This window comes from Streptomyces sp. NBC_00289 (genome assembly GCF_041435115.1).
GTDB lineage: Bacteria > Actinomycetota > Actinomycetes > Streptomycetales > Streptomycetaceae > Streptomyces.
Genome location: NZ_CP108046.1, coordinates 8127145 through 8151988 on the forward strand (window position 1 = coordinate 8127145; position 24844 = coordinate 8151988).

The window sequence follows — 24844 nt, forward strand, 5'->3', positions numbered from 1 at the left end:
GCTCCGGAAGCCCGAGGGCTCCGGTGGACGATACTGGGATTGAACCAGTGACCTCTTCCGTGTCAGGGAAGCGCTCTCCCGCTGAGCTAATCGTCCTTGGAGGTGGAGACGGGATTTGAACCCGTGTAGACGGCTTTGCAGGCCGTTGCCTCGCCTCTCGGCCACTCCACCAGGAGTGCGGGGGTCGGGATGATCCCCTCTTCCTGCGAGCGGACGACCAGGTTCGAACTGGCGACCTCAACCTTGGCAAGGTTGCGCTCTACCAACTGAGCTACGTCCGCGTGCCGTTTCCGCTCCGCTTGCGCGGCGCGGCGACGTGTTGAACTCTAGCGGATTCCCCGGCCAGTACAAAAACGCGTTTGTGCAGCGTGCTGCCCTGCACCTGGCCGCGCACATGGTCGGGGTTCCGGGAAGGTCATGGTCAGGCCACATGCCGGACGCCCGCCATAGACTCGACGTGTGCTTCGCCTCCCTCCTCTCGCCCGTTTCGGCGACCGTGTCGCCACGGGTCTCCTCGACGTCACCAGTGATCCGGCGGCCCTCGACTCCGCCGGCTTCTGGGCCGTCTGCGCGGACTTCGAGGGCGGTCTGACCTGCGCCCGCTTCGAGGACGTACGCCGTGAGCCGGTGCCCGCCCCCGCGCCGGGCGCATGGCGCGGACCCGCGGCCGGTGACTGGACGTCATCTCTCGACCGCGACGCGTACACGGCGGGCGTACGACGGATCCGTGAGTACATCGCGGTCGGCGAGGTCTACCAGGCGAACCTCTGCCGGGTGCTGTCCGCGCCCGTGGCTCCCGACGCCGACGTGGACGCGCTGACGGCGCTGCTGGCGCGCGGCAACCCGGCACCGTACGCAGGAACGATCCGGCTGCCCGGGCACGGCCTCGAGGTGGCCACCGCCTCCCCCGAACTCTTCCTGCGCCGGGCCGGCCGCACCGTCGAGTCCGGGCCGATCAAGGGCACCGGGCGGACCGAGGCGGATCTCCTGGAGAAGGACTTCGCCGAGAACGTGATGATCGTGGACCTGGTCCGCAACGACATCGGCCGGATCTGCGCGACCGGCAGCGTCACCGTGCCCGACCTGTGCGTGCCCGAGAAGCACCCGGGCCTGGTGCACCTGGTGTCCACGGTCCGGGGCGAGCTCGGCGAGGACGCCGGCTGGGCCGAGCTGCTCGGTGCCGCCTTCCCGCCCGGGTCGGTCACCGGAGCGCCCAAGTCCAGCGCCCTGCGGATCATCGCGGAGTTGGAGACGGCGGCCCGGGGCCCGTACTGCGGCGGCGTCGGCTGGGTCGACGCGGACCGGGGGACGGGCGAGCTGGCCGTCGGCATCCGCACCTTCTGGATCGACCGCGCGGACGGTGTGCTGCGGTTCGGCACCGGCGCCGGCATCACCTGGGGCTCCGACCCCGAGAGGGAATGGCGGGAGACCGAGCTGAAGGCGTCCCGGCTGCTCGCGATAGCGTCGGGAACGTACGAGGTGAGTATGGAGGAACTGACGTGAAGCTTTGGCTCGACGGCGGGTTGCAGGACAACGAGTCCGCCCGCGTCTCCGTGTTCGACCACGGGCTGACCGTGGGCGACGGCATCTTCGAGACCGTGAAGACGGTGGACGGACGGCCGTTCGCGCTCACCCGCCACCTCGACCGGCTGACCCGGTCCGCCCGTGGCCTCGGCCTGCCCGACCCCGACCTCGACGAGGTCCGCCGCGCCTGCGCCGCCGTCATCGAGGCCAACCCGATGCCGCTGGGCCGGCTGCGCATCACCTACACCGGCGGCCACGGCCCGCTCGGTTCCGACCGCGGCGAACACGGCACCACGCTCGTCGTCGCCCTTGGCGAGACCGGCCGCCGCGCCGACTCCACGGCCGTGATCACCGTCCCGTGGACCCGCAACGAACGCGGCGCGCTCACCGGCCTGAAGACGACCTCGTACGCCGAGAACGTCGTCGCCCTCGCCCGGGCCCGCGAACAGGGCGCCTCGGAGGCGCTGTTCGCCAACACCGCCGGCCGGCTCTGTGAGGGCACTGGATCCAACGTCTTCGTCGTCCTCGACGGCGAGATCCACACTCCGCCGCTCGCCTCCGGCTGCCTCGCGGGCATCACCCGCGCCCTGACCGTCGAATGGACCGGCGCCAAGGAGACCGACCTGCCGCTGGACGTCCTGGAGCGGGCCGAGGAGATCTTCCTGACCTCCACCCTGCGGGACGTGCAGGCCGTGCACCGCGTCGACGGCCGCGAACTCACCGGCACGCCGGGACCGGTGACGGCCAAGGCGATGCGTGTCTTCGACGAGCGGGCCGGCGACGACCTCGACCCCTGATCCCTGACCACGGAGCCATGGTCCCGCGGTTCTCACCGATATTCGGCTGCCCCGGTGCTCCTTGCCGGGTAGAACTCCTCTGATGACCACGACCCTGCGGCCGACCGAGCCGCTTCAGCACGCTGCCGACGGGACGCGTTCGCGCCGCTACCAGGTATGCGTGAACAGCCGTTCCGTCGGCGCGATACACCTCGGCACCAGCCCCGCCTTCGGTGCCACGGTGGTCCGGATCCTGGACCTGCGCATCGACGAGCCGGACCGCAGGCGCGGCCGGGGCACGGTGGCGGCGCTCGCCGCGGAGGAGGTGGCCCGCGGCTGGGGCGGCCGGCGGATCGAGGCGTCGGTGCCCGCCGATTCCGCGGCGGCAGTGCGGATGGCGACGTCCCTCGGGTACGTCCTGCGCAACCGCACGATGGAGAAGCCCCTCGGCGAGAGCCCGCCCGAGCTGCCGGCCGGCAGCCGGGGCCGCCCGATGACCCCGGCCGAGTTCGACGTCTGGCGGGAACACGAGACGGAGGCCTACGCGCGGGACTGGATCGAGCGTGGTGTGCCCGAGGCGCAGGCCCGGGCCAAGGCCGAGAAGGACCAGGCCACCCTGTTGCCCGACGGCCTGGCCACCGAGGGCGTGCTGCTGAGCGTCCTGGAACACGAGGGAACGCCGGTCGGCACACTCTGGTCGGGTTCGCTCGACGGCCGGGCCTTCGTCTACGACGTCGAGACCGACCCGCGGTACCGGGGCCGGGGTCATGGCAGGACGCTGATGCTCCTGGCGGAGGCGCAGGCCGTCGAGGCCGGGTGGCCCGTCATCCGCCTGAACGTCTTCGCCGGCAACCCTCCCGCCGAACGGCTCTACGAGTCACTCGGCTACGTGACGACCGCCCGCCACGTCTACAAGGAACTCGTCTGAGACGCTGCCGCCCCAGGGGTCACGCGCCCTCGGCCAGCAACCGGTCCGCGATCTCCTCGACCCGCTCGCGCAGCCCTTCCTGGCTTTTGCCGCCGTCCAGGCGCTCGCCGCCGATGACATAGGTGGGGGTGCCGGTCACGCCGATCGCCTTGCCCTCGGCCTGGTCGGCGTCCACGATCAGGATGTGCCGGCCGTCGATCAGCGCGGTGTCGAACTCCTCGGCGTCCAGACCGAGTTCACGGGCCACCTCGACGAGGAACGGTTCGCCCTCGCGGTCCAGCTCCGCCACCCGGCCGAGCACGGCCTCGACGTACGGCCAGGCCTGCCCCTGCTCCGCGGCCTCCTCGGCCGCCTGCGCGGCGGCGAACGCGTGCTTGTGCTTCTCCAGCGGGAAGTGGCGCAGCCGCACCTCCAGCCGGTCGCCGTACCGGGCGCGCAGGGCGCGGAGGTCGTCCAGGGCGCTGCCGCAGTCCGGGCACTGCAGTTCGCACCAGACGTCCAGGACGGGGGCGGCGGGCCGGGCGGGGGAGGAGTCGCTCATAGGCCCAGTCTTCCAGCCCCGACCCGGACACCCCAACCGGATACCGGACGCTTGCCACGCCGCCCGGGCTCACGTAGCGCGGTCCGACCGCCAGCGGGCGTGCGATGACGCCACCGACCGCCCCATGGCCGTCCGACCCACAGGGCCTGGATCGCACGACTCACGGGGTCTGTAGCCATAAGGCCCGCGGGGCCTGTGGACGTATGAGTCACGGGGCCTGTGGCCGTACGAGTCACGGGGCCTGTGGCCGTACGAGTCACGGGGCCTGTGGCCGTACGACCCGCGAGGCCTGCGGGCCGTACGGCCCGCAGGCCTCGGGCGGCGCGACAGGCCAGGGCACGGCGGGGCGTCGCGCAAGGCTGCGCCGGTGGCACCAGCCGGGCGCGCGGCGGTGCGACCGCAGAGCCGGGGGCCCCGACACCGATCAGGCCCATGGCCGTACGCCCCACGGGCCCTGGCCGTAGCACCCGAGGGCCCGTGCCCGTACGACCCGCACGGCTCGGGGTGGCGCGACCGGCCAGGGGCGCGAAGCGCGACGTCATCCGGAATCCGACCCGGACCGAGGCCGTACGGCTCGACCGACACCTGCGGAGGAGTCGACCCGGAGATGTCCCTGATGTCCGGCCGGAGCATGGCCCGGCGGGGCCCGGACGGTGCAGGATGGAAGGGACGAAGTGCCCTGCCCGAGCGAGCCCTGCCTGGAGGACCGGATGATTGCCGAGACCGTCTGTTCCGCCGCGTCCGCAGCCGGCCTGGGCATCGCGGTGGTGACGGCGTACCGCAAGCGCTTCCTGGCGGCCGCCCGCATCGCCGCCTACTCCCTCGTTCCCGTCGCCCTGGTGATGACCGGGATCGTCGGCTGGGCCGCCGACACCGCGTTCAGCCCGACGGCCTGGGCCGGCTTCATCCTGCTCGGCGGAGCCTGGGCCCTGTTCGCGACCACCCGTGCCGTGGAGCGCCGCCGCGGCGGCAGCCGTACGGAGCGCAAGGAGGCCCGGGCGGCACAGCGCGATGCGGTGGCTCCCGCCGCCTCGGCGCCTTCCCTGAGCCCGGGCAGCCGCCCGGCGGCCCGGCCCGCGGCCACGCCCCGTGCCTCGTCGGGGGACGACTTCAGCGACATCGAGGCCATCCTCAAGAAGCACGGCATATGAGGGCCGCCCGACGGGCGGAAACGACACAGCGGGTCGGCGCGCGCCCGTAAACGATCACGACCTGAACCGAAAGTCACGAATACAGCGAACTCCCGTACGTCCCTGGCGTGTTGATCGCCCAGGGCATGCCGACTGCGTCATCATCGCCGCGAGATGCTGGACACGACACAGAGCGACGCCGCGCCGCCGCAGGACGAGCCGCGCGGGTGTCTCTTCGCCCTTTCCCAGCCACCGCTGATGATCTTTCTTGCGGTGATCGGGTGTCTGCTGCTCATGGCCTCGTTGCACGACCTGCTGATGCTGTGAGCCGTACCCGTGGTTCCCGGCGTCACCCGCCGGGGGCCACGACCTCAGCGATCTTTCCCGGGTCTCAGCCCGCGGCCTCCTTGCGCCGGGCCCGGTACGCGGCCACGTGCAGGCGGTTTCCACAGGTGCGGCTGTCGCAGTAGCGCCGCGATCGATTGCGGGACAGGTCGACGAAGGCGCGTCGGCAGTCGGGAGCCTCGCAGCGCCGGAGCCGCTCCTGTTCGCCGGCCACGACGAAGAACGCCAGTGCCATGCCGCAGTCGGCCGCCAGATGGTCGGCGACCGAGGCGCCGGGTGCGAAGTAGTGCACGTGCCAGTCGTAGCCGTCGTGGTTCGTGAGCCGGGGGGTGGTGCCCGCGGTGGCGACCAGCTCGTTGATCAGCCCGGCGGCGACCCGGGCGTCGGAGGCCGCGAAGACCCCGGCGAACCGCCCGCGAATCCTGCGCACCGCGGAGAGGTCGAAATCCGAGAGCATCGTGACATCGCTGATGTCGTGGTTTCGTACGAAATCCTCTAGGGCGGCCACGTCCGGCAACGCGTCCGGCGTCGCGTCGTCCTCCGGCGCGGTGTTCACCAGATCCACCACGGTGTCGAGGGCGCACCGGGTGTCGTGGGTGATCAGCACGTTTCGCTCCCTGGCCTGGGGGACGGGCGGGCGCCCGCCGATGCTGGCCGATCGTAGTGGCTTCCGGACCGCCGACAACCGGCTCGCCCGCACAGCCTCCTACGTCTGCCGATAACAACGCCACCCGCGAGGCGGGGGTTCCCGTTCCGGCGCGCCGGAACGGCACCCCTCGGCCCACGCCCTGAACCGGGCCCCCGCGGCCGCCCGGAACGCGACCGGCGCCGCCCCGTGGAGTGGTTCCACGGTGACGGCGCCGGGCGCGTGCCCTATGCGGTTGTCTAGGCCCGAGCCGTCTCCCCGAGTGGACGGCGCCGGGCGGCTCTGTGGCGGCCTCGCCTAACTCTCCGCCAGGATGTGTGAGAGTTCCTGGTCGAGATCGAAGTGCCGGTGTTCCGTGCCGGGTGGCACGGCCGCGTCCGTCCGCTTCAGGAAGGACTCCAGGGCCCGCGCCGGGGCTTCGAGCAGGGCCTCGCCCTCGGGCGAGCTCAGGGCGATGCATACGACGCCCTGACCATGACTGCGCGACGGCCAGACACGGACGTCGCCGGTACCGGTGGGCCGGTGGAGGCCCTCCGCGAGGAGGTCGCGGGCGAACACCCACTCGACGGTTTCCTCGGCTCCGGTGTGGAAGGTGGCGTGCACGGCGTAGGGGTCGGCCGTGTCGTACCGCAGGCCTGCGGGGACAGGCAGGGAGGACTCGCTCGACACAACGAGGCGCAGGTGCAGCTCGCAGCTGACCGTGGTGTTCATAAGCGCCAGGGCCTTTCGCTCAGTGTGCGCTCGGGGATTCGCACGTCGGCGAAATCGACATGCCACCTACGGTGCCGTTGTAAACCCCTCTGGGTGTTTTGCGTGCGATTACGTAACTCTTCCGGCCGAGGGTACGTTTGCACGGTACGACCATTCCGGTGACCGGTTTCCGTCGGGTAGGGTTTGGCCGTATGAATACGGGGAGTGACGATCCGGGCGAGGTTGCCGTGGTGTCGGAGGAGACGAAGTCGGACGGGGCGAGGGACGAGCAGGGGCTCGGCTCCAAGGCGCCGGAATTCATCAAGGCCCGCCGGATGCTGCACGTCAGCTGGCAGGTCGGCGTCTTCGTCATCGGGCTCGCCGTGGTGGCCGCCGGCATCGTGATGCTGCCGTTGCCCGGCCCGGGCTGGGTGGTGATCTTCGGCGGCATGGCCATCTGGGCGACCGAGTTCGTGTGGGCCCAGCTGGTGCTGCGCTGGACCAAGCGCAAGGTCACCGAGGCGGCGCAGCGCGCACTCGACCCCAAGGTCCGCCGGCGCAACATCACCCTCACGGTGATCGGCCTGGTGATCGTGGCCGTACTCGTCGGGATCTACGTGTGGAAGTTCGGCTTCGAGATGCCCTGGAAGATCAGGCACCAGTGACCCGCGGCAGGGCGGCCGGGCCGGGTCGTCGCTGGTCACAGGCATCCCCTGACATGGGGTAATGTTCTTCCTGCGTCCGGGCGATTAGCTCAGTGGGAGAGCGCTTCGTTCACACCGAAGAGGTCACTGGTTCGAACCCAGTATCGCCCACCGGACACGACGGCCCGTCTGCGAGAGCAGGCGGGCCGTCGTCGTGTGTACGGACGGTGTGCGTGACGGCGGTCTTCGCCGGCGAGTGACGGGAGCGGGGTGGCGGGCCCCGCGCGGTGTGGGCGGAGCGCTCGCTCCCGGTGACGCGACCCGAGCCGAGAGGCCTCAGGTGTCCGAGGTTTTTCGGACGCGCGCCGGGACGGCGCCCCGCAATCGCTTTCCCCTTTAACGGGCCGCCCCACCCTCTGCCACCTGCGACATCGCCTCCGTCGTCGCCCGGTGCGGTCCGTCTCGACTCGCCAACAGGCCCGGCAGGGCCGCAAGAAAATCCTGTCCGAATCATTGACGCACTCCGGGGCCCTCCGTAGCTTGTGCCAGCAAGCGCTTACTTGAAACGATTCATGCAGGCGGCAACGACGCTGCGGGGAGGCTCCGACTGTGGGAACCAGCAGGAATGTTGAGAGGCGTACGATCTTGAAGGCGGCCGGTGCGACGGCGGCCACGCTGGGGCTGGCCGCGACCACCGGCTGCGGTGGCGACAGCGGTACGTCGGCCGACGGAACGGTGACGATCCGTTACTCCTGGTGGGGTGCCGACGAGCGGGCCAAGAAGATCAACCAATCCATCGCGCTCTTCGAGAAGAAGTATCCGAAGATCAAGGTGAAGACGGACTTCCAGGACTACGTGTCTTTCTGGGAGAAGTTCCAGACCCAGGCCGCCGGCGGAAATCCGCCGGACGTATTCCAGAACGCCGTTGGATTTCTTCGGAAGTACGACAAGCGCGGCATCCTGCTGGACCTCAAGTCCCAGATCGACGCGGGGAATCTGAGCCTGGACGACTTCCGCGAGGGTGTCACCACGGTCGGCGAGGTCGACGGCAAGCAGCTCGGCATCCCCGTCGGCTCCAACACCATGGCGCTGGTCATCGACAAGAAGGTCTTCGAGCAGGCGGGAGTCGACCCGCAGGCGGGCTGGACCTGGGACGAGTACTTCAAGGCCCTCAAGACGATCCACGACAAGACCAAGATCCCCGGGGACACCGGCTACTTCAGCATCATGTACCTGTACGACCTCTACCTCCGCCAGAACGGCAAGGCGTTCTTCGACAAGGACGGACTCGGGTTCGACCAGGCCGACCTGACGGAGTGGTGGACTGACGCGTACAACCGGGTCAAGGCCGGGATCATCACCTCTCCGAAGACCGTCGAGCAGGACAAGCCCAAGTCGTCGGTGACCGCCGCGCACGGTGCCTCCGAGTTCACCTGGGACAACTTCACGGTCCGCTACTCGGCGGAGGGCGACAGCACCTACGGTCTCGCCCCGATCCCCACCACGGACGGCAAGAACACCGGCCAGTACCTCGCCTCCCTGATGCTCAGCGGCTCGGCGCGGACCCAGCACCCCAAGGAAGTCGCCCAGTTCATCAACTTCATGGTCCACGACCCCGAGGTCGGAAAGATCATGGGCTACGACCGGGGCATCCTGGCCAGCACCGAGCAGTACGACGCGTACAAGCCGAGCGACGAGGTCGGCAAGGAGATCGCGCAGTACGAGGACGACACCGCGAAGGCGGGTGTTCTGGGGACGATCACCCCGCACCCGTCCGGCGCCGACACGGTCGAGGCCGCCTTCCTGCGCATCGGAGGCGACATGGCCCAGGGCAAGACCAAGGTCTCCGACGCGGTGAAGCAGTTCTTCTCCGAGTCCGAGGCCGCCTTCCAAGCCTGATGGGAACACCCGTGACGCTCGTCAAGGACTCTCCGCCCGACATCCGGAAGGTCCGTCCCGCCGCCCCCGCCGTCAGGCGGCGGGGGCGGCGGGAGAACCTCGCCGGCTATCTGTTCATGTCTCCCTGGATCGCGGGCTTCCTGCTCCTGACCGCGGGACCCATGGTCGCCTCGCTCTACTTCGCGTTCACCGACTACAACCTCTTCAACTCGCCGAAGTGGATCGGCTTCGGCAACTTCACCAAGATGTTCGACGATCCCCGGTGGCAGCGGTCGGTCGAGGTGACGGCCAAGTACGTCGTCATCGGTACCCCGCTGAAGCTGCTGCTCGCGCTCGGGGTCGCCCTGCTGCTCGCGCAGAGCCGACGCGGTCAGGCCTTCTACCGGGCCGCGTTCTACGCCCCCTCGCTGATCGGCGCCAGCGTCTCCGTCGGCTTCGTGTGGCGCGCGCTCTTCTCGGACGACGCCGTCGTGGACCGTACGCAGTCGTTCTTCGGCTTCGACGTGGGCGGCTGGGTCGGCAACCCCGACTGGATCCTCTACAGCCTGGTCGCGCTCACGGTGTGGCAGTTCGGCGCCCCGATGGTGATCTTCCTCGCGGGGCTGAAGCAGGTGCCGAGGGAGCTGTACGAGGCGGCCGCGATGGACGGTGCCGGACCCTTCCGGCGGTTCTGGAACATCACGCTTCCGATGATCTCCCCGGTGCTCTTCTTCAACGTGCTGCTGGAGACGATCCACTCGTTCCAGATCTTCGGCTCGGCGTACGTCGTCTCCAACGGCTACTGCGGACCGGCCGACGCCACGCTCGTCTACACCTGCTACCTGTACCAGCAGGGCTTCAAGAACGCCCAGATGGGCTTCGCCTCCGCCATGGCCTGGATGCTGCTGCTCGCCGTGGCACTGGTGACGGCGGTCCTCTTCTGGTCGCAGAAGAAGTGGGTGCACTACGAGGAGGCCGCCCGATGAGCACCACCACCTCCACCTCCACCTCCACCTCCGAGCCGCTCGGCCTCGGCCGCCGGCGGACCGGCTCGCTCGTCTGGCACGTCGGCGCCCTGCTCGTTCTCGCGGTCGTCCTCTACCCGGTCCTCTGGGTCGTCGGCGCCTCGTTCAAGCCCAGCAGGGACATCGTCAACAGCCTGGAGCTGTTCCCGGCCAGCCCCGTCCTCAGCAACTTCCGGGGCCTGGCCGACGGCATCGCCGACATCTCGATCCTGACGTTCTTCCAGAACTCCCTGTTCTACGCGCTCGGCGCCGTCGTCGGCATCCTCGTCTCCTGCTCGCTGACCGCGTACGCCTTCGCCCGGATCCGGTTCGCCGGGCGGAACCTGATGTTCGCGCTGATGATCGGCACGCTCCTGCTGCCGTACCACGTGCTGCTCATCCCGCAGTACGTGATGTTCCAGAAGATGGAGCTGATCAACACCTATGTGCCGCTGCTCCTCGGCAAGTACCTGGCGACGGAGGCCTTCTTCGTCTTCCTCATGGTGCAGTTCATGCGCAACCTGCCGCGGGAGCTCGACGAGGCCGCGCGGATCGACGGCTGCGGGCATCTGAGGATCTACTGGTCGATCGTGCTGCCGCTGTGCCGGCCCGCGCTCATCACCAGCGCGATCTTCACCTTCATCAACGCCTGGAACGACTTCATGGGTCCGCTGATCTACCTCAACGAGCCCGGCAAGTACACGGTCTCCCTCGGCATGATGATGTTCCGCGACTCCGACGGTGTCGCCGCCAACTACGGCGGACTGATCGCCATGTCCCTGGTCGCGCTGCTGCCCGTCCTGCTGTTCTTCCTCGCCTTCCAGCGGTACCTCATCGACGGCATGGCGACGTCCGGTCTGAAGGGCTGACCCGGCATGGCCCAAGCACGCGCGAAAGTGCGCGCCGAAGCACGCGCCCCGCGTGGGGAGTCCGTCCTCGCCGAGCGGTTCGCCCTGTTCGCCGAGTGTCTGCTCACCGGCGTGTGGATCGCGGTGGCCTCGGTCGGGGTGGTCACCTACCCGGCCGCGTTCGCCGCGGGCGCCCGGCACCTGCGCCGCCGCGCGGGCCACCGGGCCGGTGGCATGCGCGAGTTCGCCGCCGACTTCCGGTCGGCGGTGCGCGGCGGGTGGCTCGTCGGGCTCGCCGGCTGGGCCGCCGTGGCCGTGGCCTGGGTGGATGTCCAGGCCGTCCGGGCCGGCCTTCCCGGTGGGCCGCTGGTGGGGGCCGTGGGTCTCCTCGCGTTGATCGGCCTCGGCGTGGCCGGGCTGCGCGCGGCCGCCGTGTGGACGCCCGGCGCGGCCTGGCGCTCCCTGCTGGCGGACGCGGGCCGGCGGACCGTCCTCGACCCGGCCGGGTCCTTCCTGGTCGTCGGCGGACTGGTCGTCGTCACCTGCTCCGCCTGGTTCGTCGCGCCGCTCGCGGTGCCCGTCCTGGGCGCCGTCGCGGCGGCGGCCGTAGCCGTCGAGGAGCGCCACCGGCGCCGCTGACGGGCGGTGCCCTCGCACCAGGTCGGCGCACCGGGCGTCGCACCTCGGTCTGTCATGCCCCTGACCACCCGGGCGCTCGTCCCCATCTCTCGAACCCGAACCCCGCACGGAAAGGAAAGGCCATGTCCCCCATTCCCCGCAGGTCCCTCCTCAAGGCGGCCGCCGTCGCCGGAGCCGCCGCGCAGTTCAGCTGGGCGCTCGGCGCCAAGGAGGCGCAGGCCGCGCCCCGAGCCGAGAACGCCGACGCCGATCCCGTGCCCCTGGACTGGCTGGAGGCCGGCGGCCTCGGCGCCGCCCCCGGCTCCACCGTCGGTGTCCCCTGGCCGAAGGGCACGTACGAGGCGGACCAGACGTTCGCCGTGTCCGACGCGGACGGCAAGGCCGTGCCCGTGCAGTCCTGGCCGCTCGCCTACTGGCCGGACGGCTCCCTCAAGTGGACTGCCCACGCGGTCAGTTCGGGCTCCGGAAAGCTCACTCTCAGCGCCGGGGACGCGGCCGCGCCGGAGAAGAAGGTCACCGTGGTGAGGCGCGGCGGCACCATCGAGGTGTCGACCGGTGTCATCACCGCGAGCATCGGCACCTCGGGTGCGACCCTCATCAAGTCGGTGACCCGGGGCTCGACGGAGATCGCCAGGAACGGTCGTCTCGTGCTGATCCGCCAGCCGGAGATCGAGGACGAGGACCAGGGCGCGGTGAAGACCGAGCGCTTCGAGGGTGCCGTCTCCGAGGTCACCGTCGAGCAGAAGGGCCCGGTCCGCGCGGTCGTCCGCATCGACGGCAAGCACCGCAAGGGCAACCGGAGCTGGCTGCCGTTCTCCATCCGCCTGTACTTCTACGCGGGCGCCGACTCGTTTCGCATGGTGCACACCGTCACCTTCGACGGCACCCAGGAGCCCGGCAGGAGCAGCGGCGACTTCATCCGCGGTCTCGGCGTCCGCTTCACGGTGCCGATGCGGGACGCGGCGTACGACCGGCACATCCGCATCGGCGGCGAGGGCACCGGTCTGCTGCGGGAGGCGGTCAAGGGCATCACCGGTCTGCGCCGTGACCCGGGTGCCGCCGTGCAGGCGGCGCAGTACGCGGGCGAGAAGCTGCCCGACCCGGCCACCTGGGACCAGCGGGTGACGACCAGACTCCAGTACATCCCCGAGTGGGGCGACTACACCCTCTCGCAGCTCTCCGCCGACGGCTTCACACTGCGCAAGCGCACGAAGAAGGGGCACGGCTGGATCGGCGCCGGCGGCGGCGGGCGGGCCTCCGGATTCGGGTACGTGGGCGGCGCATCCGGCGGGCTCTCCTTCGGCCTGCGGGACTTCTGGGAGAAGTTCCCCGCCCAGCTCGACATCCGCGACGCCCAGACCGACGAGGCCGAGGTCACCCTCTGGCTCTGGTCCCCCGAGGCGCAGCCCATGGACCTGCGGTTCTACCACGACGGCATGGGCCAGGACACGTACGCCGAACAGCTCGAGGGCCTCAACATCACCTACGAGGACTACGAGCCGGAATTCGGCACCCCGTACGGCATCGCCCGCACCTCCGAACTCCTCTTCTGGGCCAACGAGTCCACCCCGAGCGCCGAGAGGCTCGCCCAACAGGTCCAAGCCGTAAGGGTGTTGCCGCAGCTGGCCGCCCCGCCCAGGCAGCTCATCAAGGCCAGGGTGCTCGGCCCCGGCCTCTACTCCGAGCCGGACCGCTCCACGCCCGCCAAGGCGAAGATCGAGGACCACCTCGACTTCCTCTTCACCTACTACAAGGACCAGGTCGAGCAACGCCGTTGGTACGGCTTCTGGGACTACGGCGACATCATGCACACGTACGACACCGCCCGGCACGTCTGGCGGTACGACATCGGCGGCTACGCCTGGGACAACTCCGAGCTGTCGCCCGACCTGTGGCTCTGGCTGGCGTACCTGAGGAGCGGCCGTGCCGACATCTTCCGCTTCGCGGAGGCGATGACCCGGCACACCGGCGAGGTCGACGTGTACCACCTGGGCAAATGGGCCGGTCTCGGTACCCGGCACGGCGTCCAGCACTACGCCGACAGCGCCAAGCAGCAGCGCATCGCCAACACCACCTACCGGCGCTACTACTACTTCCTCACCGGTGACGAGCGGGTCGGCGACCTCATGCACGCCAACGTCGACTCCGACGAGACCTTCCTCGTCCTCGACCCGATCCGCAAGATCCGCACCGAGCCGTACACGCCCGACCGGCACGCCCTGTCGGTCGGTTTCGGCACCGACTGGAGCGGCCTGGTGTCGGCCTGGCTGACCGAGTGGGAGCGCAAGGGCCCCAAGTGGGAGAAGGCCAAGGCGCGGGTCCTCTCGACCATGGAGACCATCGCCGCCCAGCCCAACGGGTTCGTGCAGGGCAGCGGGCTGTACGACCTCGACACCGGGAAGTTCGCCGTGGCCGCGGTGCCCGTCGTCAGCGTCTCCCACCTCTCCGCCGTGTTCGGCCTCAACGAGCTGTGCGCCGAGCTCATCGACCTCGTCGACATGCCGAAATTCAACGAGGCCTACTTCGACTACTGCCGCTACTTCAACGCGACCAAGGCGGAGCAGGCGGCACGCTACGGCTCGAACTTCGGCAGCCTGCTGCTCTTCCAGGGACACTCGCGCCTCGACGCGTACACGGCCGTGCGGACCGGGGACGAGAAGCTCGCCAAGCGGGCCTGGGAGAAGTTCTACAGCTCCGACGGCTACCAGGAGTCGGCGCCCTGGAAGACGGAGAAGCTGAGCGGCCCCGTCACCCTGGTGCCGGGCAGCGAGGCCACCTGGGTGTCCACCAACGACACCGCGCTCTACGGACTCGCCGCCATCGAGAACCTCGCACTGCTCGGCGACAGGATGCCGTGACCCGAAACCGGTGCCCCGCCAGGCAACGTTCGCCCCGTCGCGCAGACGTTGCCTGCCGCGGCACTAGTTCATCCGCCCCAGGACCTCCCGCACCCGCCGGACGTCGCGCAGTCGCTGCTCGTACGTCGCCCCGAGGGCGAGCAGCAGCAGTCCGGCGAGGGCGGGAGGCACCCAGCGGGGGAGCGCGTCGGTCATCTGGACGAGATACGGGGCGAGTTCGTGCAGCGCGTCCAGGGAGAGCACCGTGCCGCCCAGGGCGAGCGGCGCCTGGAGCCGGTGCCGGGCGCCCAGCAGCGTGACCAGCAGGGCCGCCGCGCCCAGCAGCAGCGGGCGGATCCAGTGGGCGTCGCCCCAGGCCGCGAAGAGGCTCGGCACGAGGCCGGCGGCGAGCCCGGGGCCGTAGGCGTACCAGGACGACGCCCCGGGGTCGCGGCGGCGGCGGAGGGCGCCGACGAGCAGCGCGGGGACCGCGGCCGGCAGCGTGTACGCCTCCGGCGCCGTGATGCCCCAGGCCGCCAGCCGGACCCAGGTGGCCAGGACGAGGAGAGCGGTGGCCGCGTAGCCGGCGGGGCGGCGGTCCGGGCGGACGGCCGTGCCGGCGGCGATCACCGCGCACAGGGCGAGCACCAGGGAGAGCAGGGGTGGGTCGGTGAGCGTGAGGCCGACGGCGACGAGGGCCGCCGCGGCACCGGTCGCCTCGACGGCGACCCTGACGGGGGTGCCGCCGACACGGTGAGCGGCCAGCGCCGCGGCCGTGGGTACGGCGAGCACCAGCAGCGCGGTGTGTTGCGGCGGGAGGCCCAGCGAGGCGCCCACGGCGCAGGCCAGCCCGGTGGCGTACCCGAGGGAGACGGACGCCGAGACCGGGGCGAGGCGTCGGCGCCACGCGGCCACCGCGAACAGGACGGTCAGTGAACCGAGTACGACGAGGGTTCCCGTCTCGGTGGCCAGGGAGAGGAGGGCGAGGCCGGCGGAGCCGAGCACGGCGAGCCCCGTGGACACCGGCGTCGCGAACCCGAGCACCGCCACCGTGGCCAGGCCCTGAACCAACAGGCCGACGGCGTACGGCATTTCGAGTGCCGCCGGGAGGACGAGCACCGTGGCCCAGGCCAGGACGAGCGCGGCCGTCCATGCCTGCGGGCGCCACCGTACGTCGCGGACCGCCAGGGCGAGCACCGTGGCCACCGCGACGAGGACCAGGGGAGCCGTGGCCGCGTGCGCCGGCCAGAAACCGTCGACCGTCGCCGCGGCGCGGGCGTCGGCCGGCGCGCCGGACCACGCGTGCAGCACCCACGCGACCGGACCCAGCAGCGCGACGCCGACGGCAGGCAGCGCCCACAGCACCGCGCACGCCTGCACCGCCCCCGAGGCGAGGGCGAGGCCCCGCCGCACCGGCTCCGCGACCGGCCCCCGCACGGCGGCCACCAGCGCGATCCCGCACACCAGATACCCGAGCACCGTCAAGTCGCCGGGCAGTACGGCGCGCGGGACGCCCCCGGCCCCGGCGACCAGGAACAGCCCGCCCGCCACCGCTGTGCCGGTCGCGAGAGCCGGCCGGGGAGCGAACCACGCGGCGCCGAGGGCGATCGCCGCCGCGAGGGCGAAGAGCGCCGCCGCACGGGCGGCGGCACCCGGACCGGCCGCGTCCAGGGAGAGCAGGCCGGTCGCCAGCACGCCCCAGCCGCCGGTGCCGAACGCGCCGCCCGCTGCGACGAGCCGCAGGGACCGCCCGGACACCCGGAGCGCGACAACCGTGTCGAACGCGGCGGTGAGCAGCACCGCGGCGGTGACCGTGTGCGGTCCGCCGCCGCTCGCGACCGCCCAGAGCGCAAGGGGGAGTTGGGCGCAGACCAGGGCGGCGGGCAGCGGCAGCCGCACGGCGGCCGGACCCGGCAGCGCGGCGAGCGCCACGCCGTACGCCGTCCACACCGCCGCCAGCAGCGTCGACGCGGCGGCCGCGTAGGTGACGCCGTCCGCCGTCGGGAACGCGGCCTCGTGCAGGGCGTACGCGTCCAGCATCGTCAGCGCGAGGCCGAGACCCGCGACCGACTCGGCGGTCGAGCGCAGGCCTCGCCGCAACAGCGCCACGGGTGCGCCGAGCGCCGCCAGCGTGACGGCGCCGAGCACCGCGGCCCGGCCGGCGATTCCGAGGTGCCCCCAGCTGACCAGGGTGAACACCATCGCGGCGACGGTCAGCAGGATTCCGCCCAGCAGCAGGAGGACGTTCTGCACGCCCGGCGCGCTGGTCTCCGGACGGGGCGGTCCGGCCGGAGCGGGCAGGTTGGGCCGCACCGGCTGGAGGGAGGTCAGCAGCCAGGCGCGGCGGACCAGCAACTGGGCCCGACGGGCGTCCAGTTGCCGCAGTTCGGCGTCGAGGAACCGCAACTCCTCGGCCGGTGGCGGAATGTGCGTCATGCCTCGCAGCGTGGCCCGCGTCACGTCGTACGACATGAGTGCGCGTACTCAGACCGTACTCAAACCCGCCGGATGCCGCGCATCGTGCCTGCGTACGGGCACACTCGGCACATGGACTGGACGCATTACCGCTTCCGCAGCCTGTGGGCCCTGCCCGCGCCGCCCGCCACCGTGTACGCGGCGCTGGAGCGGGCCGAGGACTACCCGCGCTGGTGGCGCCAGGTCCGCGAGGTACGCCGTACCGACGACACGACGGGCGTCGTCCGGATCCGCTCCCTCATCCCGTACGACCTCACCTTCACCGCGCGCGAGGTGCGGCGCGACCCCGCGGCCGGAGTCCTTGAAATCGCCATGTCCGGTGATCTCGACGGCTGGGCGCGCTGGACGGTCATGCCGGACGGCACCGGCAGCCTGGCCCGCTACGACCAGGCGGTCCAGGTCAACAAGCCGCTGCTCAGGCGGTTCGCGGTGCCGGGGCGGCCGTTCTTCCGCGCCAACCACTGGCTGATGATGCGGGCCGGGCGGCGCGGACTGGCGGCCCACCTCGGGCGCGGCCGCCAAGCGGTTTGAAGGAAAGCCGCGGGGACCTGTATTGTTCACTGCGTTCCCGGGCGATTAGCTCAGTGGGAGAGCGCTTCGTTCACACCGAAGAGGTCACTGGTTCGAACCCAGTATCGCCCACCGGGAAAAGCCGGTCCGCAGCAGCGGACCGGCTTTTTTGCGCGGCCGTGCGGTTCTTGCGGCCGTGTGCGGCTATGCGGCCGCCGCCGGCAGTTCCGGACGCAGCGGCCACGCCGTGTCCACCACCTCGTCGGTGCCGCTGCGCGCGAACCACGCCTGCAGACCGCGCGCCTGTGCCGCGTGCCACACCGACTGCAGGGTGTGCAGCTCGGCCGGAGACAGCCGCTCGAGCCGGGCCGCGAAACGACGTCCCACCGCCCGTACGACGTCGAGTGCGGCCAGCGCGTCGGCGCCCGCGTCGTGCGCGCCGTCCAGGACGACGCCGTAGTGCTCGCACAGATCGGTCAGGGTGCGTCGGCCCTTGCGGTAGCGGTCCAGGTGTTTGTCCAGGACCCGCGGGTCGAGCACGCGCAGCGACGACGCCTCGAGCCAGTGGTCCAGGGACGAGGCGCGATGGCGGCGCAACTCGCGGTCCAGGAGCGTCAGATCGAACGGCGCGTTCATCACCACCAGCGGACGGCCCGCCCCGGCCTGCTCCGCCAGCGCCTCGGCTATCTCGTGCATCACCGGCGCCGGCCAGCGGCCGTTGCGCTGCAGATGCTCCTGCGTCAGTCCGTGCACCGCCGTCGCTCCGGCGGGCACCGGCACACCCGGGTTCACCAGCCACCGGCTGATCCGTGGCCGCGTGCCCGGGGCGTCCTGGACGACGACGGCGGCCGACACGATCCGGTCGGTCTCGACGTCGACGCCCGTGGTCTCCGTGTCGAAGGCGGCCAGTGGGCCCTCGTACCAGCACGTCATCACCATGCAACTCCTCGTTCACCCACGGCAGCTGACGTTCCGTCTCCTGCCCGTTTGGTGATACCCGGGCTGTTTGCGCCGTACGCCGGAAGGACACAACAGAAGTACGGGTCTTTGCAGTTCAGCGGCTCGACACGGGGATTCACACGGCTGGGAAGGCTGTTGGTCATGGCGATAGCGCAGCCCGAGCGGGGCGGGCTGCTGCCCGAACGGACGGCACCCCATCGCGGCACACTCGCCACCACCGCCTGCATGGAGACACTGCAGGTCGGCTATCTGCACGCGGTCGCGGCGGCCGCGGGCTGCTCGCTGTCCCAGCCCTTTCCGGACAACGGCATCGACTGGCACGTCAGTCACGGCTCACCGGGCCACACCGTCGACGACGAGGTGACCATCAAGGTGCAGCTCAAGTGCACCTACCAGATCGCGCCGAACCCGCCCGGCCGCTTCTTCTCCTTCACGCTCGACAACGCCCACCTGGCGAAGCTCGCCCGCACCCCGGTGTCGGTGCACAAGATCCTCGTCGTGATGCTCGTCCCGCGGTCCCAGGACGACTGGCTGCGCGCCAGCCACGACCGGCTCGACCTGCGCCACTGCTGCTACTGGATCAACCTCGCCGGCCATCCGGTCACCGGCCGGAACCGGACCACCGTGCGCATACCGACCTCGCGCGTCTTCGACGACCGGGCCCTCTGCGAGATCATGACGCGGGTCGGGACGGGAGGCAGACCATGACCCACCGACCGCTGCACGAGCCACTGCGGGCCGTCAGGCCGCACCCCGACGACGCCCACTGGGACCGTCCCCCCGAGCCCGGCCAGGTCGACCCCGCCGTCCTCGCCGCCCTGCTGCGGCGGCACGGCTGGCAGCGGCGCGGCGGAGCCGCCGGACGCTACGGCCGCTGGACCCCGCCCGGTCCGGGTGGCGGCACAACCAGCCTGCTGGTGCCCGAGAGCCGCGCCTTCCCCGACAGCGACGACCTGCTCGGCGAGGCGCTGGTCGCCCTGGCCCGCAGCGGCACGCCCTCCGCGCGGGAGGTGCTCGTCGGGCTCGCCGTGCCCAGCGACGAGATCCGCTGGTGGCGGGACGTCCCGGTGGGGCCGGTCCCCGCCGCTCCCTGGACGGTCGAGGAGCAACTGCGCACCGCTGCCCGGCAGACCCTGCTGGCCGCCGCGCTCGCCACCCGTGCCCGGGCCGGCTACTACGGCGCCCGGTACCGCGGAAGCGCCACCGCGTCCCTGGAGAGCGTGCTCGTCGGTGCCGCGGCCGGTGGACACGGCCTGACCGCCTTCGTGCCCGTCGGCTCCGGGCGGGCGCTCGCCGTCCGCCTCCACCAGGCCCTGCACGCGGCCCGTGAGGCCATCGACTTCCAGCGCGCCACCGGCGGCATGGGCGCCTTCGACGGGGCCGTCGGGGCGGGCGTCAGCCGCGAGCTCACCGAGGCCCTGATCACCCTCGTCCGGGGCACCGAGGGCGCCCGGATCGCCGTCGCGTGGGCGCCGGCCGCGGGCGTCCCCGACGACTGCGCGGCCGCCGGGCCCGTCGAGTTCTCGCCCGGCGACCTGCCCGCCCTGCGCGAGGCCGGCGCCCGCTATCTGCGCGAGGAGCCCTCCGTGCCCGTGCGGATCACCGGTGCGGTGGTCCGGATGCGCAGGTCGGGGCCGCGGGGCGAGGGCACGGTGCGGCTGCGGGTGCTGGCCGGCGCCGAGGTGCCGCACGTCCGGCTGACCCTGGACGAGGAGGCGTACCGGATCGCCGGACACGCTCACCTCGTCGGGCTGCCGGTGCGGGTGCACGGCAGGCTGGAGAGCCGGGGCGGCTTCCGGCGGCTGACCGAGGCCTCCGGTGTCGTGCCCGTGCAGGTCGACGAGGCCGAGCGGGACCGCCTGATGAAGTCGCTGCAGGAGAACCTGGACTTCTTCGAGGGAGCCCGCGGCGGGGAATGATTTCGCGGTGGGCGGCCCCGGGTCGGTACGATCCGGTATTGCGTGCGCTCTCGGTACGGCGCCGCGCCCACCTTCAGTCAGGAGAGACCGGTGTCAGACGTCCGTGTGATCATCCAACGCGATTCCGAGCGGGAAGAGCGAACGGTGACGACGGGCACCACGGCCGCCGAGCTCTTTGCCGGTGAGCGTTCCGTCATCGCCGCACGCGTGGGCGGGGAGCTCAAGGACCTCTCGTACGCGGTGCGGGACGGCGAGACCGTCGAGGGCGTGGAGATCTCCTCCGAGGACGGCCTGAACATCCTGCGCCACTCCACCGCGCATGTGATGGCCCAGGCCGTGCAGGAGCTCTTCCCCGAGGCCAAGCTGGGCATCGGCCCGCCGGTCAAGGACGGCTTCTACTACGACTTCGACGTCGAGCGGCCCTTCACGCCGGAGGACCTCAAGGCCGTCGAGAAGAAGATGCAGGAGATCCAGAAGCGCGGGCAGAGGTTCGCCCGTCGCGTCGTCACCGACGAGGCGGCCCGCGAGGAGCTCGCGAACGAGCCCTACAAGCTGGAGCTCATCGGCATCAAGGGTTCGGCCTCCACGGACGACGGCGCGGACGTCGAGGTCGGCGCCGGCGAGCTGACGATCTACGACAACCTGGACGCCAAGACCGGTGACCTGTGCTGGAAGGACCTCTGCCGCGGTCCCCACCTGCCCACCACCCGCAACATCCCGGCGTTCAAGCTGATGCGCAACGCGGCCGCCTACTGGCGCGGCAGCGAGAAGAACCCCATGCTCCAGCGCATCTACGGCACCGCGTGGCCGTCCAAGGACGAGCTGAAGGCGCACCTCGACTTCCTCGCCGAGGCCGAGAAGCGTGACCACCGCAAGCTCGGCAGCGAGCTCGACCTGTTCTCCATCCCGGAGCAGATCGGCTCCGGCCTCGCCGTCTTCCACCCCAAGGGCGGTGTCGTCCGCCGGGTCATGGAGGACTACTCGCGCCGCCGGCACGAGGAGGAGGGCTACGAGTTCGTCTACACCCCGCACGCGACGAAGGGGAAGCTCTTCGAGACCTCGGGCCACCTGGACTGGTACGCCGACGGCATGTACCCGCCCATGCAGCTCGACGAGGGCGTGGACTACTACCTCAAGCCCATGAACTGCCCGATGCACAACCTGATCTTCGACGCGCGCGGCCGCTCCTACCGTGAACTGCCGCTGCGCCTCTTCGAGTTCGGGACCGTGTACCGGTACGAGAAGTCGGGCGTCGTGCACGGCCTGACCCGCGCCCGCGGCTTCACCCAGGACGACGCGCACATCTACTGCACCCGCGAGCAGATGGCCGACGAGCTCGACAAGACGCTCACCTTCGTGCTGAACCTGCTGCGCGACTACGGTCTGACCGACTTCTACCTGGAGCTGTCGACCAAGGACCCGGAGAAGTTCGTCGGCTCCGACGAGGTGTGGGAGGAGGCCACCGAGACGCTGCGGCAGGTGGCCGAGAAGCAGGGCCTCCCGCTGGTCCCGGACCCGGGCGGCGCCGCCTTCTACGGTCCGAAGATCTCCGTCCAGACCAAGGACGCGATCGGCCGCACCTGGCAGATGTCGACCGTGCAGCTCGACTTCAACCTGCCGGAGCGCTTCGACCTGGAGTACACCGGCCCCGACGGCTCCAAGCAGCGCCCGGTCATGATCCACCGCGCTCTGTTCGGTTCGATCGAGCGGTTCTTCGCGGTGCTGCTCGAGCACTACGCGGGCGCCTTCCCGGCCTGGCTGGCCCCGGTTCAGGCGGTCGGCATCCCGATCGGCGACGGGCACGTCGAGTACCTGGAGAAGTTCGCCGCCGAGGCCAGGAAGAAGGGCCTGCGGGTCGAGGTCGACTCCTCCTCGGACCGTATGCAGAAGAAGATCCGCAACGCCCAGAAGCAGAAGGTGCCCTTCATGGTCATCGCGGGCGACGAGGACATGTCGAACGACTCGGTGTCCTTCCGCTACCGCGACGGCTCCCAGGAGAACGGCATCCCCCTCGAGGCGGCCATCGCGAAGATCGCTCAGGTCGTCGAGGAGCGCACGCAGGTCTGACCCGCGCCGCGTCGCGCGAGGCCCCCGGGAGGTTCGACCTGCCGGGGCCTCGCGCGAGGCCGCTTCTCCCACAACCCCGCCCACACGGCGCGAGCGGGCCAAGTCATATGCTGCACTGCATGACGAGTGAGCCGGAGCAGCAGTGGGGAGTGGGGACGCAGGACGCGTTCCAGCGTCTGTGGACGCCCCACCGGATGGCGTACATCCAGGGTGAGAACAAGCCGACCGGCCCGGGTGCCGACGACGGCTGTCCCTTCTGCTCGATCCCGGCGAAGTCCGACGAGGACGGCCTGATCGTCCGCCGCGGTGAGCAGGTGTACGCGGTGCTCAACCTGTACCCGTACAACGGCGGCCACCTGATGGTCGTGCCCTACCGCCACGTCGCCGACTACACGGACCTCACGGAGTCGGAGACCGCCGAGCTCGCCGCGCTGACCAAGCAGGCGATGTCGGCCCTGCGGACCGCCTCCGGCGCGCACGGCTTCAACATCGGCATGAACCAGGGCACGGTGGCGGGCGCCGGCATCGCCGCCCACCTCCACCAGCACCTCGTGCCCCGCTGGGGCGGCGACACCAACTTCATGCCGGTGGTCGGTCACACGAAGGTGCTGCCGCAGCTCCTGGCGGACACCCGGAAGATGCTGGCGGACGCCTGGCCGGCGGGCTGAGCGGGCCCGGGCGGACACGTCCGCCCGGGCCGGGGCGGACACGTCCGCCCCGGACTCACGCGTCGTAGACGTCCGCCTTCCGCGGCGAGGTGTCCTGCACCGCGGTGGAGAGGAACGCCGAGCGGTTGCCGAACTTCTCCGTGTCCACGCCGTTCTCGTCCAGCACCCGGATCGCCGCCGCGTGCACCACCCGCAGCACCGGCGCCGCTGCGCGCAGGGCGTCGTCGGCCATGAAGCGGTGGCGCCAGGGCTGATCGGCCCAGGCGTGCCGCAGGCCGAACGGCTCCGGCAGGCCTATCGAGCCGCCGAGCCAGTTCAGCAGCGGCGGGTACCAGGTCAGGGGCGCGCGGACGGCCAGGCGCACCACCTCGTTCGTGCTGACCAGGGGCAGCTTCACCGTGCGGTTCTCCCACGGCTTCAGCGACTTCGCGACCTCCTTGGTCGGTGCCTCCGCCTTGCTGGTGAACAGCGGGTTCACCGGGCCCAGGGCGTGCCCGGTGACCTCGATGCGCAGGGTCGCGTGCAACACGGTCACGGTGATCATCATGGTGATGACCAACTGCCCGTCCCACAGCGTCCACTGCACGCCGAGGTAGTGCCGGTCGCCGGCGCCGAACTGCTGCTTGTTGCAGATCTCCTGTATGGCGTGCGACTTGACCTGGTACGCCTCCACGTCGGTGCCCTCGGGCCGGGACACCGCCTTGGCGTTCTCCCCGATCGGCGTGACGATCCAGTGCCGTATGGAGGCCTTCGGGAAACCGCCGGTGTTCAGCGGGCCCCGCTCCAGCATGCGCAGCTGGTCGTGGATCGACCGGATGACGTCCCAGCTGCGGAAGGGATGGATCTCCCTGTTGGGGTCCGCCGCCACCAGATCCTCGGCGAGCTGCCAGGAACCCCAGCGCGTGCCCATGCCCAGGATGCCCTTGGGGCCCGCGTAGAACACGGAGTTCGACTGCTGCTCGGCGCTGAGCCTGGCGAGCGACTGGCGCAGCTGTTCCGCCGCCGTCTCGCGCGGGCTGCTCGGTACCGCCTCGGGCACCTTGGCGCCGACGCTGCTGCCCGAGAGCAGGCTGTTCCAGCGCTCCCGCAGGTCCGTCGCCGTGCGCTCACAGATCCGCCGGGCCCACAGCCAGCCGAGGACGGGCATGACGACCGAAGCGCGCGCGTACAGGGCCCAGAAGCCGGTGAACGGCATGCGGATCAGGAAGAGCACGGCGAGTGCGCCGAAGGCGACGAGCAGGGTGGTGCCGAGCGCGGAGGCCCGCTTGTCGTCGCGCCTGTCGATGGCGGCCCGGGTCTGGAAGATCAGCAGCCAGACGAGAAAGCCGGGCAGGAACAGCAGACCGCACAGCAGTGTGACGATCATCAGCCGGTTGTCGCGGTCCTTGCGGATGTTGTTCGCCGCCAGGCAGTGCTCGACGACCGCCTGAGGCTCGGCGCCGAAGGACTGGATGAGCGGGTTGCGGCCGCTGCCCAGCATCCGGGCCACCACCGCGCCGGAGAACGCCTCACCCAGGTTGGGCCGGAAGATCCGGGACCACCGGCGCCCGGGCTTGATGGTCGACTCGTGCCATTCGTTGTCGGCCTTCTTGATCTCCTCCATGGGGCCGTCCCGGTAGGCCGCCGAGGCCAGCGCGAAGGTCGCCGTCTGCCCCTCGTCGCCCGTACGCGGCACCTGCGGCCCGAAGATGTCCGCGTAACCGCCGTCAACGGTCATTCCCGCCCCCGATCGCCGCTGCTCTCGCTTCTGCGGCTTTCCCGACTTCCCTGCCCCGCACACCTGTTGATCAGCTGATCCTGACGACCCGGCCCATG

The 24844-nt window shown here is 71.0% G+C and carries 22 protein-coding genes and 5 tRNA genes; 18 read left to right on the top strand and 9 right to left on the bottom strand.

Annotated elements, in window-relative coordinates:
- Window positions 1–24 precede the first annotated feature (24 nt).
- From OG985_RS36790 to OG985_RS36800, 3 genes are all read right to left on the bottom strand, one after another.
- Window positions 25–96, bottom strand: a tRNA-Val gene (locus tag OG985_RS36790).
- Between the two features lies 1 nt (window position 97).
- Window positions 98–171 (bottom strand) — tRNA-Cys (locus OG985_RS36795).
- A 37-nt stretch (window positions 172–208) separates the two neighbouring features.
- Window positions 209–281, bottom strand: a tRNA-Gly gene (locus OG985_RS36800).
- A gap of 178 nt (window positions 282–459) precedes the next feature.
- On the opposite strand from OG985_RS36800, the gene OG985_RS36805 reads away from it, so the two are divergent.
- The 3 genes from OG985_RS36805 to OG985_RS36815 all read left to right on the top strand — a co-directional run bounded on the left by OG985_RS36805 (window position 460) and on the right by OG985_RS36815 (window position 3228).
- Window positions 460–1503, top strand: coding sequence for a chorismate-binding protein (locus tag OG985_RS36805; protein ID WP_371672701.1), 1044 nt, complete (start codon window positions 460–462; stop codon window positions 1501–1503).
- A complete protein-coding gene (locus OG985_RS36810) occupies window positions 1500–2321 on the top strand; it encodes an aminotransferase class IV (protein ID WP_371672702.1) in 822 nt (273 codons plus the stop codon). Before OG985_RS36805 ends, OG985_RS36810 begins: the two co-directional genes overlap by 4 nt.
- Before the next feature lie 82 nt (window positions 2322–2403).
- Window positions 2404–3228, top strand: a complete 825-nt coding sequence (locus tag OG985_RS36815; protein ID WP_371672703.1) for a GNAT family N-acetyltransferase — start codon at window positions 2404–2406, stop codon at window positions 3226–3228.
- 19 nt (window positions 3229–3247) lie between these two features.
- Here OG985_RS36815 and OG985_RS36820 read toward each other — a convergent pair whose 3' ends face one another.
- Window positions 3248–3769 (bottom strand): DsbA family protein, encoded by a 522-nt coding sequence (locus tag OG985_RS36820; RefSeq protein WP_371672704.1) that lies wholly within the window; start codon window positions 3767–3769, stop codon window positions 3248–3250.
- Between the two features lie 710 nt (window positions 3770–4479).
- Here OG985_RS36820 and OG985_RS36825 point away from each other — a divergent pair.
- Both OG985_RS36825 and OG985_RS36830 read left to right on the top strand, forming a co-directional pair.
- Entirely contained in the window at window positions 4480–4920 is a 441-nt protein-coding gene (locus OG985_RS36825) for a hypothetical protein (RefSeq protein WP_371672705.1), read from the top strand.
- 153 nt (window positions 4921–5073) lie between these two features.
- A complete protein-coding gene (locus tag OG985_RS36830) occupies window positions 5074–5226 on the top strand; it encodes a hypothetical protein (RefSeq protein WP_371672706.1) in 153 nt (50 codons plus the stop codon).
- A gap of 64 nt (window positions 5227–5290) precedes the next feature.
- Here the strand turns inward: OG985_RS36830 and OG985_RS36835 are convergent, their stop codons facing one another.
- Window positions 5291–5851, bottom strand: coding sequence for a CGNR zinc finger domain-containing protein (locus tag OG985_RS36835; RefSeq protein WP_371672707.1), 561 nt, complete (start codon window positions 5849–5851; stop codon window positions 5291–5293).
- A 336-nt stretch (window positions 5852–6187) separates the two neighbouring features.
- Window positions 6188–6601 (bottom strand): SsgA family sporulation/cell division regulator, encoded by a 414-nt coding sequence (locus OG985_RS36840; protein WP_004002642.1) that lies wholly within the window; start codon window positions 6599–6601, stop codon window positions 6188–6190.
- A 191-nt stretch (window positions 6602–6792) separates the two neighbouring features.
- Here OG985_RS36840 and OG985_RS36845 point away from each other — a divergent pair, with 191 nt between their 5' ends.
- The 7 genes from OG985_RS36845 (at window position 6793) to OG985_RS36875 (ending at window position 14451) form a co-directional block, all read left to right on the top strand.
- Window positions 6793–7245 carry a TIGR02611 family protein gene (locus tag OG985_RS36845; protein WP_371672708.1) on the top strand — a complete coding sequence of 151 codons (453 nt, stop codon included), beginning with the start codon at window positions 6793–6795 and terminating at the stop codon, window positions 7243–7245.
- 78 nt (window positions 7246–7323) lie between these two features.
- A tRNA-Val gene (locus tag OG985_RS36850) sits at window positions 7324–7395 on the top strand.
- Window positions 7396–7833: 438 nt separating this feature from the next.
- Window positions 7834–9123 carry an ABC transporter substrate-binding protein gene (locus OG985_RS36855; protein WP_371672709.1) on the top strand — a complete coding sequence of 430 codons (1290 nt, stop codon included), beginning with the start codon at window positions 7834–7836 and terminating at the stop codon, window positions 9121–9123.
- Between the two features lie 11 nt (window positions 9124–9134).
- Window positions 9135–10088: a carbohydrate ABC transporter permease gene (locus OG985_RS36860; protein ID WP_371672710.1), complete on the top strand. Its 954-nt coding sequence runs from the start codon at window positions 9135–9137 to the stop codon at window positions 10086–10088.
- Window positions 10085–10975 (top strand): carbohydrate ABC transporter permease, encoded by an 891-nt coding sequence (locus tag OG985_RS36865; RefSeq protein ID WP_371672711.1) that lies wholly within the window; start codon window positions 10085–10087, stop codon window positions 10973–10975. The genes OG985_RS36860 and OG985_RS36865 overlap by 4 nt, the downstream gene beginning before the upstream one ends.
- 6 nt (window positions 10976–10981) lie before the next feature.
- A complete protein-coding gene (locus tag OG985_RS36870; protein WP_371672712.1) occupies window positions 10982–11593 on the top strand; it encodes a hypothetical protein in 612 nt (203 codons plus the stop codon).
- 122 nt (window positions 11594–11715) lie between these two features.
- A complete protein-coding gene (locus OG985_RS36875; protein ID WP_371672713.1) occupies window positions 11716–14451 on the top strand; it encodes a Tat pathway signal sequence domain protein in 2736 nt (911 codons plus the stop codon).
- Between the two features lie 63 nt (window positions 14452–14514).
- On the opposite strand, the gene OG985_RS36880 is transcribed toward OG985_RS36875, so the two are convergent.
- Window positions 14515–16902 (bottom strand): SCO7613 C-terminal domain-containing membrane protein, encoded by a 2388-nt coding sequence (locus tag OG985_RS36880; protein ID WP_371672714.1) that lies wholly within the window; start codon window positions 16900–16902, stop codon window positions 14515–14517.
- 75 nt (window positions 16903–16977) lie between these two features.
- On the opposite strand from OG985_RS36880, the gene OG985_RS36885 reads away from it, so the two are divergent.
- Both OG985_RS36885 and OG985_RS36890 read left to right on the top strand, forming a co-directional pair.
- A complete protein-coding gene (locus OG985_RS36885; RefSeq protein WP_371672715.1) occupies window positions 16978–17436 on the top strand; it encodes an SRPBCC family protein in 459 nt (152 codons plus the stop codon).
- 39 nt (window positions 17437–17475) lie between these two features.
- Window positions 17476–17547 (top strand) — tRNA-Val (locus tag OG985_RS36890).
- A 72-nt stretch (window positions 17548–17619) separates the two neighbouring features.
- On the opposite strand, the gene OG985_RS36895 is transcribed toward OG985_RS36890, so the two are convergent.
- The gene (locus OG985_RS36895; RefSeq protein ID WP_371674597.1) at window positions 17620–18348 is read right to left on the bottom strand and encodes a 3'-5' exonuclease; all 729 of its coding nucleotides are present in this window, start codon (window positions 18346–18348) and stop codon (window positions 17620–17622) included.
- Window positions 18349–18516: 168 nt separating this feature from the next.
- Between OG985_RS36895 and OG985_RS36900 the strand changes: the two genes are divergently transcribed.
- The 4 genes from OG985_RS36900 to OG985_RS36915 all read left to right on the top strand — a co-directional run bounded on the left by OG985_RS36900 (window position 18517) and on the right by OG985_RS36915 (window position 23029).
- On the top strand, window positions 18517–19083 hold the full coding sequence (locus tag OG985_RS36900) for a DUF4365 domain-containing protein (protein WP_371672716.1): 567 nt from the start codon (window positions 18517–18519) through the stop codon (window positions 19081–19083).
- Entirely contained in the window at window positions 19080–20294 is a 1215-nt protein-coding gene (locus OG985_RS36905; RefSeq protein ID WP_371672717.1) for a hypothetical protein, read from the top strand. The genes OG985_RS36900 and OG985_RS36905 overlap by 4 nt, the downstream gene beginning before the upstream one ends.
- A gap of 90 nt (window positions 20295–20384) precedes the next feature.
- A complete protein-coding gene (gene thrS, locus OG985_RS36910) occupies window positions 20385–22361 on the top strand; it encodes a threonine--tRNA ligase (protein ID WP_371672718.1) in 1977 nt (658 codons plus the stop codon).
- Window positions 22362–22468: 107 nt separating this feature from the next.
- A complete protein-coding gene (locus OG985_RS36915; RefSeq protein WP_371672719.1) occupies window positions 22469–23029 on the top strand; it encodes an HIT domain-containing protein in 561 nt (186 codons plus the stop codon).
- 55 nt (window positions 23030–23084) lie between these two features.
- Here OG985_RS36915 and OG985_RS36920 read toward each other — a convergent pair whose 3' ends face one another.
- Window positions 23085–24746, bottom strand: coding sequence for a hypothetical protein (locus OG985_RS36920; RefSeq protein ID WP_371672720.1), 1662 nt, complete (start codon window positions 24744–24746; stop codon window positions 23085–23087).
- Window positions 24747–24844 lie beyond the last annotated feature (98 nt).